General features: G+C 37.0%; 13 protein-coding genes. 12 read left to right on the top strand and 1 reads right to left on the bottom strand.

Annotated elements, in window-relative coordinates:
- The first annotated feature begins 305 nt into the window (after nt 1-305).
- Complete coding sequence (locus tag FD44_RS00760; RefSeq protein ID WP_162258112.1) at nt 306-2,183, top strand: DNA internalization-related competence protein ComEC/Rec2; 1,878 nt, start codon at nt 306-308, stop codon at nt 2,181-2,183.
- Complete coding sequence (gene holA / locus FD44_RS00755) at nt 2,183-3,217, top strand: DNA polymerase III subunit delta (protein ID WP_010620054.1); 1,035 nt, start codon at nt 2,183-2,185, stop codon at nt 3,215-3,217. Before FD44_RS00760 ends, holA begins: the two co-directional genes overlap by 1 nt.
- A gap of 36 nt (nt 3,218-3,253) precedes the next feature.
- On the opposite strand, the gene rpsT is transcribed toward holA, so the two are convergent.
- Nucleotides 3,254-3,517 carry a 30S ribosomal protein S20 gene (gene rpsT / locus FD44_RS00750; RefSeq protein WP_010620053.1) on the bottom strand — a complete coding sequence of 88 codons (264 nt, stop codon included), beginning with the start codon at nt 3,515-3,517 and terminating at the stop codon, nt 3,254-3,256.
- A 282-nt stretch (nt 3,518-3,799) separates the two neighbouring features.
- On the opposite strand from rpsT, the gene rpsO reads away from it, so the two are divergent.
- The 10 genes from rpsO to argH all read left to right on the top strand — a co-directional run bounded on the left by rpsO (nt 3,800) and on the right by argH (nt 15,315).
- Nucleotides 3,800-4,069, top strand: a complete 270-nt coding sequence (rpsO, locus tag FD44_RS00745) for a 30S ribosomal protein S15 (RefSeq protein ID WP_010620052.1) — start codon at nt 3,800-3,802, stop codon at nt 4,067-4,069.
- Nucleotides 4,070-4,295: 226 nt separating this feature from the next.
- Nucleotides 4,296-6,035 (top strand): ribonuclease J, encoded by a 1,740-nt coding sequence (locus FD44_RS00740; protein ID WP_010620051.1) that lies wholly within the window; start codon nt 4,296-4,298, stop codon nt 6,033-6,035.
- A 52-nt stretch (nt 6,036-6,087) separates the two neighbouring features.
- Nucleotides 6,088-7,017, top strand: a complete 930-nt coding sequence (locus FD44_RS00735) for a hypothetical protein (protein WP_010620050.1) — start codon at nt 6,088-6,090, stop codon at nt 7,015-7,017.
- Nucleotides 7,018-7,307: 290 nt separating this feature from the next.
- A complete protein-coding gene (gene tuf / locus FD44_RS00730) occupies nt 7,308-8,495 on the top strand; it encodes an elongation factor Tu (RefSeq protein WP_010620049.1) in 1,188 nt (395 codons plus the stop codon).
- A 223-nt stretch (nt 8,496-8,718) separates the two neighbouring features.
- A complete protein-coding gene (gene tig / locus FD44_RS00725) occupies nt 8,719-10,035 on the top strand; it encodes a trigger factor (protein ID WP_010620048.1) in 1,317 nt (438 codons plus the stop codon).
- 179 nt (nt 10,036-10,214) lie between these two features.
- A complete protein-coding gene (gene clpX / locus FD44_RS00720; protein WP_010620047.1) occupies nt 10,215-11,465 on the top strand; it encodes an ATP-dependent Clp protease ATP-binding subunit ClpX in 1,251 nt (416 codons plus the stop codon).
- Nucleotides 11,466-11,559: 94 nt separating this feature from the next.
- A complete protein-coding gene (yihA, locus tag FD44_RS00715; RefSeq protein WP_029327563.1) occupies nt 11,560-12,165 on the top strand; it encodes a ribosome biogenesis GTP-binding protein YihA/YsxC in 606 nt (201 codons plus the stop codon).
- Entirely contained in the window at nt 12,155-12,454 is a 300-nt protein-coding gene (locus tag FD44_RS00710) for a nucleoside triphosphate pyrophosphohydrolase family protein (protein WP_010620045.1), read from the top strand. Before yihA ends, FD44_RS00710 begins: the two co-directional genes overlap by 11 nt.
- 193 nt (nt 12,455-12,647) lie before the next feature.
- Nucleotides 12,648-13,946 carry an argininosuccinate synthase gene (locus FD44_RS00705; protein WP_010620044.1) on the top strand — a complete coding sequence of 433 codons (1,299 nt, stop codon included), beginning with the start codon at nt 12,648-12,650 and terminating at the stop codon, nt 13,944-13,946.
- On the top strand, nt 13,936-15,315 hold the full coding sequence (argH, locus tag FD44_RS00700) for an argininosuccinate lyase (RefSeq protein ID WP_010620043.1): 1,380 nt from the start codon (nt 13,936-13,938) through the stop codon (nt 15,313-15,315). Before FD44_RS00705 ends, argH begins: the two co-directional genes overlap by 11 nt.
- Nucleotides 15,316-15,365 lie beyond the last annotated feature (50 nt).

Raw genomic sequence — 15,365 nt, 5'->3', positions numbered from 1 at the left:
GCTTATGTGTACTAATATACTGGCTAATTAGGATTATTTATCTCAAAAACATTAAAATTTTAATCAGTTGTGTGATTGGATTTTTGATTTTCTCAGGGTACTTCTTTTGTTTTAATATCCGGCAGAATCAATCCCAAATTACGCCCGTTGAAAATGTTCGGGTAAGCTTGTTCGTTCAACCAGATAACGTAACGGTGGTTGGGAATCAACTTAGGTTGATGGGCAGACTTAGTAATGGCACCAAAATTTCAGCAATATATTTTAGTAACTCACCAAGTGAAATAAGGCGCTATAAAAGAATTAAAGTGCCTATTCTGTTTTCTGTAAAGGGTGATGTGGCGCTGCCCGTTCAAGCGACAAACGTAAATGAATTTGATCGGCGAAAATATGATGAACAAAATGGTATTTTAAATACGATCAAAATTAATCAGATTCTTAATATTCAATCTGCAAAAGCAACAAACATTATTCAAAGCGTGATTAATCAGTGCCACATTTGGCGATGTTTAGCTGTTTCTCAATCTCAAAGGCTACCTAAAGAATTAAAACTATATTTTCAAGGTCTGATTTTGGGTGCCAGAACTCAGGACTTTTATCAGCAATTAACTGGTGTTAAACAATTGGGACTCATTCATTTATTTAGCATCTCAGGTTTACACGTATCCATTTTTCTAATGCTGATTGAGAGACTGCTAACACTATTCCGTCGCTCAAAAAACTTGATTCAGTGGCTTTTAATCGTTGCTTTACCCCTATATTTCATATTTACGGGTGGCGCAACTGGCCTTTTAAGAGCAATAATAATGGCGGAGATGAGATTATTATTCTTAAAATTTGGGAAACAAATTTTACCAATGGACAATTTTGGTGTGACATTGATGATTTGTACGGCTATTCAACCTGCACTAATCATGCAAATGGGAAATCAGTTGAGTTTTGGGCTAGCTTTTTGTTTAATGTTTGTTAGCCATGAAAAATTCTGGGTACAAACATTTTTAATGAACCTGATAAGCTTACCCTTCATTTTGTTCCATATTTTTGAATGGCATGTTTTGTCCTTACTAGCCAATCTACTAATTTTACCGTTCTTTAGTGCCTTCATTTTTCCATTAACATTTATGGGCGGTATATTGGGCTTAAAGTTTACGTTCATTGGACAAATTGCCAATTTGCTAATTGGAATATTTAACGCAGGTTTAAATAATGTTGCAAAACTTCCAGGCCTCATTACTTTTGGTAAGCCTGCACTTGGAGGACTGGCTTTTGTTTTTATTGCGACGCTAATTTTGATTGGTCAAAAGGAAAAAAGTTTAGGTTTATTGAGCACAATATTAGTTGTATATCTAGGAATGTTTGGGATGATTCATTTACCAATCCATGGAGAGGTTACCTACTTTGATATTGGACAGGGTGATTGCTTTTTAGTGAGGGAACCGTTTAACCGCAGCGTCTCAATGATTGATACGGGTGGACGACTGGCTTTCGGAAATTCGAAGTTTAAGGAAACCACAAAAGCGAGAAGTCGAGCAGAAACAATTACGATTAATTATTTAAAAAGTAAAGGAATTTCACATTTAAATGGGTTATATTTAAGTCATAAAGACGCGGATCATACTGGGGATGCGCCAGTTGTATTGGCTAACTTGAACGTTGATAACTTGTATGTTCCACTGGGTATGCAGAAAAATCCGGCCTTTATTAATAAAGTTAAAAATTTCATTTCCTTAAGCAATATTAAACCTTTACGCGCCGGTAGTATTCCCAACAAATCTCCCTTTGAAGTATTGCATCCGTTTCACTCTGGAATTGGCGAAAATGGTGATTCCATGGCTTTGACCTGCTGGCTAGGAAAAAAGCGGTGGCTGTTTACGGGTGATTTGGATAGGCAAGGGGAGAGAGATATTATTGAGCAATACCCGACACTTAAGGTGGATGTTTTAAAATTAGGCCATCATGGTAGTAAGACAGCCTCAGATCCAAAGGTACTCAAGCAAATATCGCCAAAATTAGGAATAATATCTGCTGGGAGAGAAAATCGGTACGGACATCCTAATGAAGAAACACTACAAACGTTAAAAAAACAGGGGATCCCATATTTTAATACACAAACAGATGGTATGATTTCATATGTATTTGAAGGAAACCATATTGGAAAATGGCATACCTTTTTAAGGAGGAACTGATGACTTTTGATGAGTTTTTAAAACAAATTGATTCAAATAAAATTAAGAATGTTGCTTTAGTTCTTGGTGATCAGTCTTATTTACAGCAAAAAATTAAAAAGAATTTAAAGACCCTTATTCCAGCGGACGAGCTTACCATGAATTTTGCCAGTTATGACATGGAAACGACTTCCATTTCCCAGGCAATTTCGGATGCCTCATCAGCACCTTTTTTTGGAGAGAAAAGACTGGTTTTTGTTAATAACCCATATTTCTTTACGGGATCAACTCACAAAGGAAGCAAAGTTAATCATAACTTAGATGATCTACTCGATTACTTACAGCATCCTGAGCCAAGTACTATCCTAGTTTTCTTTGCACCATATGATAAGCTTGATTCTCGCAAAAAAATTTCAAAGCAATTAAAATCTGTTGCAGAAATAATTGATATCAGCAATCTAAAAGAGCCACAAATTAAACGAATAATAAAGAACGAACTTGAACAGGATAATTTTCAAATTAAGCCATCTGCAGAGCAGTTACTTCTCGAAAGAACTAATGGTGATTTAACGTTGATCATGAATGAATTGCCAAAATTAAAGCTTTATTGCCATTCCTCAAAGTTAGTTGATGATGATGCAGTGAGGGGACTCGTTACGAAAACGCTAGACCAGAACGTATTTGATTTGGTAGGAGCAGTGCTGAGTCAAAATACTGCACGCGCAATCAGACTATATCAGGAACTATTACTTTCAAAGGTGGAACCGTTACAAATAAATGCCATATTGGTGAGCCAGTTTCGATTATTGTTACAGGTGCAGATACTTACGCGACATGGCTATAGTCAGGGAACGTTAGCAAGTACGTTAAAGGTCCATCCATATAGAGTCAAACTATCACTGCAAACAGTTAAGCATTTCAATGTTTTATTATTGCAAAAAGCCTATCTTGGATTAATTGATGTTGAAAAGAAATTAAAATCAACAACTCAGGATCCCGAAACATTGTTTGAATTATTTATGGTACAGTTTACAGATGAGGTTATGACGGCATAAAAAAAGCTCTGATCATTTGATCAGAGCTTTTTTTATTTACTTAGCAACTTTAGCAAGTCGAGCAGCCATACGTGATTTATCACGTGAAGCCTTGTTCTTTTTGATTAGGCCCTTTGAAGCAGCATGATCAACAGCACTTGAAGCAGCACGGTACAATTCTGTAACGTTGTCGCTTCCAGCAGTAACTGCTTTTTCAAATTGCTTAACAGTCGTTCTCATTACGCTAAGTTGTGGCGCATTACGTTTGTTAGCCTTAACGTTAGTGCGTGCACGTTCAATCGCAGATTTAATAATTGGCATTAATTTCACCTCCAACAAGTAGAAAACCGTTGCCTGGTTATCGATTTTTTTCAACGTATGTAATTATACAGAATAGAATCACCGATTGCAACACTTCTCCCTTTTAATGTAAAGGTTTTTTACTTGATAGTAAAGTCAAAAGTTAAAATATCTTGCATGTCTTTGATGGCTAAGATATAATAGAAAAAGTGTGATAACTATCCCTAACTTAGTTTAACGGACACTCACAGCCGTTTTACTCAGTGAAGGGGACAAAAAAATTTGAAAGGTGGGTATTACACAATGGCAATTACTCAAACGCAAAAAAACGAAATTATTAAAAAGTATGCACGACATGATGGAGACACTGGTTCAGCAGAAGTTCAAATCGCTGTTTTAACAGCCGACATTACTGAAATCAACACTCATATGCAAACTCATAGAAAAGACTTCCATTCACAACGTGGATTGATGAAGAAGATTGGTCACCGTCGTAACTTACTTGCTTACTTACGTGGCAAGGATGTTCAACGTTACCATGATCTTATTAATAGCTTAGGATTACGTCGTTAATTCTATTCTAAGAGTCCTCAATTAGAGGGCTTTTTTTTATCCCATCAAGTCACAAAAAACACCATTATATATTGTATTTCTCTAAAATATGGTACACTGTATTCAGTTTAAATAAGATCGTTTCCAAGAAATTGGATGAAGGTAGCAGGTCGATAATTCTAGCAATTGCTTAATTATCCCCGAATGATAGTTATTAGACGAAAATACAGTTCGTATGAGGTGAATTATGAGTAGTAAAATTAAAATTAGCCCGTTTGGTGGCGTACGTGAGAACGGCAAAAATATGTATGTTGTTGACATTAATGATGGTATCTATATTTTGGATTGTGGACTTCAGTACCCGGAAAATGAATTATTGGGAATTGATATTGTGATTCCTGATTTTTCTTATCTTGAGGAAAATAAAGATCGAATCGTCGGCGTGTTCTTAACCCATGGCCATGCAGATGCAATTGGGGCACTTCCATACTTTTTAAATAAATTCAATGTGCCAGTTTTTGGCTCAAAAATGACAATCGAATTAGCCAAGTTGTCTGTGGAAAGCAATGAAACAACCAAAAAGTTCTCTGATTTTCACGTTGTAGATGCAAATGCTGAAATTGATTTTGGAGATGTGAAGGTTTCGTTTTTCCGAACAACCCATTCTGTTCCTGGATCAATGGGAATTGTTTTGGATACTGATGAAGGAGAAATTGTCTATACTGGGGACTTTAAGTTTGACCAGACAGCAGGTCGTGATTTTCAAACAGATTACGGTCGATTAGCTGAAATTGGTCAAAAGGGTGTATTGGCGCTTTTAAGTGACTCTGCTAATGCGGAAAATCCAGCTGAAACAACCAATGAACGTGATATAGCTAAATATGTTGAAGAAACTTTTAGATATCATGAAGGACGTATTATTGTTGCCAGTGTAGCCTCCAATATTCTCCGAATCCAACAGGTCTTTAATGCGGCTGCTAATACAAATCGTAGAGTTTTATTAACAGGCCATGACTTAGAAAAAATAGTAAACACCGCTTTACGTTTAAATAAGTTGATATTACCTGTTGATAATCTATTAGTTGAGGAAGCAGACCTAGATAAATTAGCGCCTGAAGAAACGATTATATTGCAGACAGGAAAAATGGGTGAACCAATAAAAGCTCTCCAAAGAATGGCTAATCAACAGGAGAAGGGACCCCAGATTCAAGCAGGGGATTTAGTCTTTATTACGACAACACCTTCACATGCAATGGAGACAACTGTTGCTAAAACGCGGGATATGATTTACCGTGCTGGTGCAGAAGTGATTTCTATCTCTGATGAGCTAAATTCTTCAGGACACGCTAGTAAGAATGATCTACAACTTTTGATTAATATCTTGAAGCCCAAGTATTTAGTTCCTATTCAAGGTGAATATCGTTTATTGGAAGCAAATTCGGAAGCTGCACAAGAAGTTGGCATCAAAAATGAAAACATTTTCATGACTGCTAAGGGTGACGTTATCACATATGATGATGGCGAAATGCATTTAGGCAGTAGTATTAACGTTGGCAATACGATGATTGATGGTATTGGTGTTGGTGATATTGGAAATATTGTATTGCGTGATCGAAAAGTGCTTTCGGAAGATGGCATATTTGTTGCTGTTGTGACAATTGATCGAAAGAAAAAGAAAATTATTTCAGAACCAAAGATTACGTCGAGAGGTTTTGTTTATGTAAAAGCTAACAAAAACCTCATGCATGAAAGTTCGGACATCATTAAGAAAGTAGTCCAAGCAAATCTAGATCATAAAGAATTTGATTGGGGACATTTAAAACAAGATGTTAGAGAAAATTTAAATCACTACTTGTTTGACCAAACAAAACGTCATCCGGTTATTTTGCCCGTTATCATGGAAGTAAATCAACATCATCGCAGTAAAACAACTAAGGAACACGAAAACACAGCTGCAGTAGAAAACAAAAAAGATGAATCTAAATAAGATGGAACCGGAGTAATCACGCTTCGGTTCTTTTTGTAGGTGGAGAATTATCATGAATGAAGAACTTTTGAACGGCGCAAAAGAGGCACTTGCAAGTGAAAAGTATCATCAAGCAGTTTTGAAATTTGAGGAGCTATACAAAGAGTCCCCCACAGAGGAGCTCAACATTTATCTAAGTAATGCTTATTACCTCGATAATCAGTTTGTGGCAGCCGAAAGAATAGTTTTAGAATCAATTGAAGCTTATTTAGCTGAAGAACCGTTATTTAACTTCTTTCAAAATGTATTAATAAAAAACGATTCTTTTATTCTGCTTCGAGAAATAATTGGTACAGCAGATTTTCCTGGTGAGTATAAAGAGAGAGTTTTAGAGAAAATTTCATCTGCTGAAATTGGCAGTTCATCGAATATGGCAGAGACTAACAAAAAAATAGCCAACCAATTCTATCATATGGCTGATGAGCCGATTTCAGTCCAAATTGCACGCTTTCAAACCGCAAAAAAATTACCGCTATTATTGTGGCTAAAAAGCGCTAGGTTTTTATTGTTAGATCCATTTATTCATCCAATTATTCGTTCAAGCGTATTAGAGTCTATGCAAAAGATGAGACTGCAAGAAAAAGTAAATATGTATTGGCTAGATGAAAAAGAGCATCCGCTTAACACCGGAGACTTGCTACCTATCCAGCAAACTAAGAGTTATATAGAAACTAATCAGATTCTTAATGAAGAAGTTGATGTAAACGATCCGATTTTGGGTGAACAGCTGCATGAGGAATTAAGGTTGCAGCTCATGTACCTTTATCCCTTTGCCGAAAACGTCATTACCAATTCGACGCTTTGGATTCAAGTTCTATCTAGTTCATATACTGAAGTGACGATTGATGAAGAAAACGAACAAATAAAAGCAATAATAAAATGGCAAAATAAAATGCAAAAATATACAAAAAGTATGATTCAATCGTTTAAAAATTCAGAATAGATTTTTAAAAATTAATTTTTAATCTGAAAATTCCTGCAATTTTTATAGATATTAAGCAGATAAATGCTCTTTTACTTGGTTTGTTTTGCTAAATTTCAGGAAAAATGCGTAAATTCGCTTTTTTTGGTTTACAAAACTCGATTCAGTCTATATAATACTTTAAGGATTCTTCTAGAGACACGTCATTTTGTCTTTTTGTGAAGAAGTAGTATAATTATACTCAAAGGATTGCCAGCACCATGGCTTTGGTGCTGAGATTATTCTTGCGATAAAAACAGGAGGTTTCATTAATGGCAAAAGAAACATATGACAGAAGTAAGCCCCATGTAAATATTGGTACAATTGGCCATATTGACCATGGTAAGACTACTTTAACTGCAGCTATTACTAAAGTTTTAGCTGCCAAAGGTTTGGCTAAGGCCGAAGATTACGCTGATATTGATAAGGCACCTGAGGAACGTGAACGTGGAATAACGATCAATACTGCTCACGTTGAGTACTCAACTGAAAAACGTCACTATGCTCATATTGACGCTCCAGGACATGCTGATTACATCAAGAACATGATCACTGGTGCCGCTCAAATGGACGGTGCTATCTTAGTTGTTGCTGCAACCGACGGCCCAATGCCACAAACTCGTGAGCATATCCTATTGGCTCGCCAAGTTGGTGTTGAATATCTTATTGTCTTCCTTAACAAGACCGATTTAGTTGATGATGATGAATTAATCGACTTAGTTGAAATGGAAGTCCGTGAGTTACTTTCAGAATACGATTATCCTGGTGACGATATTCCAGTTATTCGTGGTTCTGCACTTAAAGCTCTTGAAGGCGATCCAGAACAAGAAAAAGTTATCCTTCACTTGATGGATGTTGTTGATGAATATATCCCAACTCCAAAACGTGATAACGACAAACCTTTCTTGATGCCTGTTGAAGACGTATTTACGATCACTGGTCGTGGTACTGTTGCTTCAGGTCGTATCGATCGTGGTACTATCAAGGTCGGTGAAGAAGTCGAAATCGTTGGTTTACAAGAAGAAGTTCTTAAGAGTACCGTAACTGGTCTTGAAATGTTCCGTAAGACTTTGGAATTTGGTGAAGCCGGCGATAACGTTGGTGTCCTTCTTCGTGGTATTAACCGTGAACAAGTTGTTCGTGGCCAAGTACTTGCAAAGCCAGGTTCGATTCAAACTCATAAGAAGTTTAAGTCTGAAGTTTATATCCTTTCTAAAGAGGAAGGTGGCCGTCATACGCCATTCTTCTCTAACTACCGTCCTCAATTCTACTTCCATACCACTGATATCACTGGTGTTATCGAATTAGCTAACGGTGTTGAAATGGTTATGCCTGGCGATAACGTAACTTTCGAAGTTGACTTAATCGCTCCAGCTGCCATTGAAAAGGGTACTAAGTTTACTGTTCGTGAAGGTGGCCATACTGTTGGTGCCGGAGTCGTTTCAGAAATTCTTGACTAAAACTCTTTAGTTTTAGGCCTAAAAGAAGAACTCGAAAAGTTAAACTTTTCGAGTTCTTTTTTCATGATTGTGTTTTTTGAGTATGAATTTTGGATAACTTTACCGTTAGAATGCGGTTATTGCTGGAAAGTAATTTACTTTTTGACTTGGATACGTTAAACTAAAATTTGTATGCAATTAATAGAATTGTAATTAAATAACATGAGGTTTCGGAGGAAATATAATGACTGCAAAATGGGAAAAGAAAGAAGCTAATCAAGGCGAATTAACATTCGAGATTGGCTCTGAGCAAATCAAAAAAGGTATTGATCAAGCTTTTGATCGAACAAAGAAGAATCTTTCAGTACCTGGATTCCGTAAGGGTAAGGTTCCTCGTCAAATTTTCAACCAAATGTATGGTGAAGAAGCTTTATACCAGGATGCTTTAAACATCGTTTTACCAGAAGCATATGAGCAAGCTATCAAAGAAACTGAAATCGACCCAGTAGACCAACCACAAGTTGACGTTGAGTCAATGGAAAAAGGCAAGCCTTGGGTTCTTAAAGCTGTTGTTACCGTTAAACCTGATGTAAAATTAGGCGATTACGAAGGCTTAAGTGTTCCAAAGCAAAACACACGTGTCTACCAAAAAGATGTTGATGCAGAAATTGAAAAGCGTCGCCAACAACAAGCAGAATTAGTCTTGAAAGAAGACGAAGCTGCCAAGAAGGGTGATACTGTTACAATCGACTTTGATGGTTCAGTTGATGGCAAGTCATTTGATGGCGGTAAGGCTGACAACTACGCCTTAGAACTTGGTTCTAACTCATTTATTCCAGGCTTTGAAGACCAATTAATTGGTCACAAGGCTGGTGAGGATGTTGATGTAAAAGTAACATTCCCTAAGGATTATCAAGCCGAAGACCTACAAGGTAAAGAAGCTACCTTTAAGACAACGATTCACGAAGTTAAGGAGAAGCAATTACCTGAACTTGATGATGAATTTGCTAAAGATGTTGATGAAGAGGTAGATAGTCTTGAAGAATTAAAGACTAAGATTAAAGATGAACTTAAGGATCAAAAGACTAAGGAAGCCCACGATGCTATTGAAGATGCTGCAATTACTGCAGCTGTTGACAATGCTGAAGTTAAGGATATTCCAGAAGCCATGATGCAAGAAGATATCCAACGTCAAACTGACCAATACCTTGCTAACATGCAACAACAAGGAATTGATCCTAAGACATATTACCAAATCACTGGGACAACAGAAGCTGATTTACGTAAGCAATTTGAAAATGATGCAGAACGTCGAGTAAAGACTAACCTTGTATTAGAGGCTGTTGTTGAAGATCAAAAGATTGAACCAACAGAAGACGATATTAAGGCTGAAGTGAAAGACTTGGCTGGCCAATATGGCATGGAAGAGAGTGCTGTACGTAGTGCACTTTCTGATGACATGCTACAGCACGACATTGCAGTTAAAAAGGCTGTTGATTTAATTGCTGATTCTGCAAAACAAGATGCAAAAAAAGACGAAAAGAAAGCTGACAATAAATAATTTTTAATTATTGATGAGGCTTTTATAGAAGACCTGTGAGAGCTAATTTATTTCTTTCATGGGTCTTTGTTGTATAATTTAATCATGAAGAGAAGCCTTTAGATGTTACTTTTTGATGATTGTGTTATATTGTTTATTCGTGAGGGTTCATAAAATTCATAATAGAAGGAGTGAGTTGCTTGTTTGAAAATACCGATACGAATGGTCCAGTGAATTGTTCTTTTTGTGGCAAGTCACAAGATCAAGTAAAAAAAATTGTTGCAGGTCCAGGCGTTTATATCTGTAACGAATGTATCGATTTATGTAAAGAAATTATCGATGAAGAATTTAGTAATGAAGAAGCTGCTGATTTCAAGGTACCAACTCCTCAAGAAATCGTTGACTCATTAAATGATTACGTAATTGGGCAAGAGGAAGCAAAGCGGACGCTCTCTGTTGCTGTATATAATCATTACAAACGAATTAATCAGTTAAACAAAGAAGAAGACGAAGATGGGCCAGAATTACAAAAAAGTAATATTAGCATGATTGGACCAACTGGTTCTGGTAAAACATTTTTAGCTCAGACCTTAGCTAAAATCTTAAACGTTCCTTTTGCAATTGCAGATGCAACAACACTTACTGAAGCTGGTTATGTTGGTGAAGACGTTGAGAATATTTTATTGAAACTACTTCAAAGTGCGGATTATGATGTTGAACGAGCTGAAAAAGGAATCGTTTATATTGATGAAATCGATAAGATTGCGAAGAAGGCCGAGAATGTTTCTATCACCCGAGATGTTTCTGGTGAAGGAGTTCAACAAGCTTTACTGAAGATCCTTGAAGGAACAACTGCTAATGTACCACCGCAGGGCGGACGAAAGCATCCACAACAGGAGTTTATTCAAATCGACACAACGAATATCTTGTTTATTGTGGGTGGTGCATTTGATGGAATTGAAACAATTGTTAAGAACCGATTAGGTGACAAAACAATTGGTTTCGGAACTGATTCAGCACGTAACAAAATTAACGAAAATCAGAGCTTTATGCAGCAAGTTGTCCCAGAAGACTTACTGGAATTTGGTTTGATTCCAGAATTTATTGGTCGTTTACCAATTCTAACGGCTTTAGAGAAGCTTTCTGAGGATGATTTGGTACGAATCCTTACAGAGCCTAAGAATGCTTTAGTAAAGCAATATACGAAGCTGATTGCACTTGACGGCGTTGAGCTAGAGTTCAAGAAAGAAAGCTTGCGCGAAATGGCAAAGTTAGCCATTGATCGTGATACTGGTGCTCGTGGTTTACGTTCTATTATTGAAGATGTTATGCGAGACATTATGTTTGATATACCAGGACGAGATGATATTAAGAAAGTCATTATTACACCAAAAACTGTTACGGAAAAGGCTGAGCCAGAGATTGTTTTGAAGAATCAAAAGGCTTCATAGCCCAATAATTAAGTCGGAATATTCTATTTCGGCTTTTTTTATTTGTCCGACGGTATGGTAGAATGGTATGAGGGAAAATGAAAGGACGCAAATGATGGAAGTAAATAACGTTGAACTCGTAATGAGTGCTGTATCACCAACTCAATATCCAACAACAGGTTATCCTGAAATTGCACTAGTCGGTCGATCAAATGTTGGGAAATCTTCATTGACTAACGTTTTGATAAACAGAAGAAGTTACGCACGGACATCTAGCCAGCCCGGTAAAACTCAAACTTTGAATTTTTATAAAGTTGAGGAAGACCTGTACTTTGTGGATGTACCAGGGTATGGCTATGCCAAGGTATCAAGGCAAGAACGAGAAAAATGGGGAGAAATGATTGAAACCTATTTAACTCAGCGTGAACAATTAAAAGGAGTTATCTCGTTAGTTGATGCACGACACGAGCCCTCTCAAGAAGACGTGCAAATGTATCAGTGGTTGAGCTACTATGAAATTCCAATCTTAGTTGTTGCCACTAAAAGCGACAAGATTGTGCGAGGCAAATGGAACAAACAAGAAAGTATCATAAAAAAGAAACTCGAATTTGATAAAAAAGATTCATTTATTATGTTTTCTGCTCAAACTAAAATGGGTAAGGAAGATATATGGAAATGGATTGAGACACAAGCATTTGGAGGTAACGAAGTTGGAATTTAATGATTATCAAAAGGCGGCTAATCGTACGCTTTATGGAAATGAACAAGTTTTAACTAACTGTGCTTTGGGTTTATCAAGTGAGGTTGGCGAGGTCGTTGATCTAGTTAGACAATATACCTTCTATAGTCAAAACTTGGATAAAAAAGCGTTGACGAAGGAAATGGGTGACGTGATGTGGTATCTTTCCCAAGTTGCGGAATGGGCAGATATTCCATTTGATAATGTCGCAAAAGATAACATTGAACGCTTAAATAAGCGTTATCCAAACGGATTTCAACAACAAAACTAAGAAGTAAAAACAGCTATCCTCGATGAGGATAGCTGTTTTTTGGGCTAAATTAACCAAAATATTCCGAATTTATGAATATATCTATGAATATTGCGGTTTTTTATGTATAAAGCTTGCATAGTATGTATAATAATGATATTCTCTTTTTATTATCAAATTCATTAAAAAATAATTAGAGAATGAGGGAATCAAAATGGAAGAGAATAAAAAGGTTGTTTTGGCATATTCTGGTGGACTAGATACTTCAGTCGCAGTGGCCTGGCTTAAAGATAAAGGCTATGACGTTATTGCTTGTTGTATTGACGTTGGAGAAGGAAAAGATCTCGACTTTATCAAACAAAAGGCTCTAAACGTAGGTGCAGTTGAAGCTTATGCGATTGACACATTGGATGAATTCGCTGAAAACTATGCCTTAGTCGCTTTGCAAGGTCATACTTATTACGAAGGCTCATATCCATTGATTTCGGCTTTATCTCGTCCTTTAATTAGTAAAAAATTGGTCGAAGTAGCTCATGAGCACGATGCAATTGCGGTTGCACACGGTTGCACGGGTAAAGGGAATGATCAGGTTCGTTTTGAAGTTGCTATTCATGCACTGGATCCTAGTCTTGAAGTATTATCACCAGTGAGAGATTGGCACTGGTCACGTGAAGAGGAAATAAAGTACGCTAAAGATAATAACATTCCGATTCCAATTGACTTAGACTCACCGTATTCAATTGATGCAAATATTTGGGGACGTGCAAACGAAGCGGGTGTGCTTGAGGATCCATGGGCAACAGCTCCAGAAGATGCTTATGCGATGACTAATCCCTTAGAAGAGACACCAAATGAGCCTGAGGTTGTTGAAATTGATTTTAAAAAGGGCGTTCCCGTTACCCTAGATCATCAAGAAATGAAATTAGCTGATATTATTCAAAAATTAAATAAAATTGCTGGCAAACATGGAATTGGCCGAATCGATCATATTGAAAATCGATTAGTAGGAATCAAATCTCGTGAAATTTACGAAGCTCCCGCTGCAACGGTTTTAATTAAGGCCCATAAAGAACTTGAAGACATGACATTTGAACGGGATTTAGCTCATTTTAAGCCAGTCATTGAAAAACAACTGACTGAACTTATCTATAATGCCTTATGGTTTTCACCACTAATGGACAGCTTATTGGCCTTCTTAAAACAAAGCCAAGAATCGGTCAATGGGACAATTAAGTTACAATTATTTAAGGGAAACGTGACCGTCTTGGGACGTAAATCTGACAACTCACTTTATGATAAAAATCTTGCCACTTATACCTCAGCTGATTCATTTGATCAAGAGGCAGCTAAAGGCTTCGTAAAGCTTTGGGGATTACCAACTCAAGTTTATTCACAAGTAAACATTAAAAATAAACAAAAAGCATTCCTAAACCAAATTGCACATGAAAAAACAGCAGAAAAAGTTTTAGTTTCCGGTCAAGAAAAGGACGAGAAGGTAAAGTATGAGCACTAAATTATGGGGTGGTCGTTTTCAAGAAGAAAGTGCCAGTTGGGTAAACGATTTTGGTGCTTCAATTAATTTCGATCAATTAATGGCGGATGAAGATGTTGAAGGGTCACTGGCTCACGTTAAAATGCTTGGTAAAACAGGAATTTTGCCTGATTCAGATGTTCAGCAAATTATTGTAGGTCTTGAAGGCATCCAAAGCGATTTACATGCCGGTAAGATTGAATTCTCAACTGTTAACGAAGATGTCCACATGAACATTGAATCGATTTTAACGGACAGAATTGGTCCGGTTGCAGGCAAAATTCACACAGCCCGCTCTCGCAACGATCAGGTTGCGACGGATTTTCATTTGTATTTAAAGAACCGATTACCAAAAATTATCGATGAAATTGGCATGGTTCAGAGTACGTTAGTTAAGCTAGCTGAAGAAAATGTTGAGACTATTATGCCGGGTTATACCCACTTGCAACATGCCCAACCAATTTCTTATGGCCATTATTTAATGGCATATTATCAAATGCTAAAGCGAGATAAAGAGCGATTTACTTTTAATGAAGAACATACAGACATGTTGCCATTAGGTGCTGCAGCGCTGGCAGGCACAACTTTTCCGATTGATCGTCAGTTTGTTGCCAGAGAATTGGGATTTAGTAAAGTATATGCAAATTCCCTAGATGCAGTATCAGATAGAGATTTTGCCTTAGAATTCTTAAGTAATGCTTCAATCTTAATGATGCATTTATCACGATTCTGTGAGGAGCTTAGTATGTGGGTGAGCTATGAATTTAACTACATTGAGCTCAGTGACGCTTTCACAACCGGAAGTTCAATCATGCCTCAAAAGAAGAATCCAGATATGGCAGAGCTTATTCGTGGTAAGAGTGGTCGAGTATATGGCCACTTGATGGGTCTCCTTGCGACAATGAAATCTTTGCCACTTGCTTATAACAAGGATCTTCAGGAAGATAAAGAGGGAACTTTTGACACAATCAAGACGATTCTACCATCCTTAAAAGTCCTGAACGGAATGTTGAAATCGTTAAAGGTAAATAAGGACAAGATGCATGCGGCAGTTGAAAATGACTTCTCTAACGCGACGGAGTTAGCTGATTATTTGGCAACAAAGGGGATTCCATTTAGGGAAGCGCACAAAATTGTTGGTGAATTAGTCCTTAAGGGAATTCAAAACCATCAAAACTTACAAGACATTTCATTGACGGATTATAAAAAAATAAATCCAAAAATTGACCAGCAAGTGTATGAAGTTTTGAAACCAACCATTGCGGTAGAACGCCGTCATTCTGAAGGTGGAACTGGATTTGATCAGGTTAAGAAACAAATTGAATTAGCGAAAGTAGAATTAAATCAATAAAAAATAAGGGCTAAGGCAAGCACTGAGCTTATCCTAGTCCTTATTTTATT

Source organism: Secundilactobacillus malefermentans DSM 5705 = KCTC 3548, from assembly GCF_001436395.1.
Classification (GTDB): domain Bacteria; phylum Bacillota; class Bacilli; order Lactobacillales; family Lactobacillaceae; genus Secundilactobacillus; species Secundilactobacillus malefermentans.
This window is presented reverse-complemented; position numbering and strand designations above follow the sequence as displayed.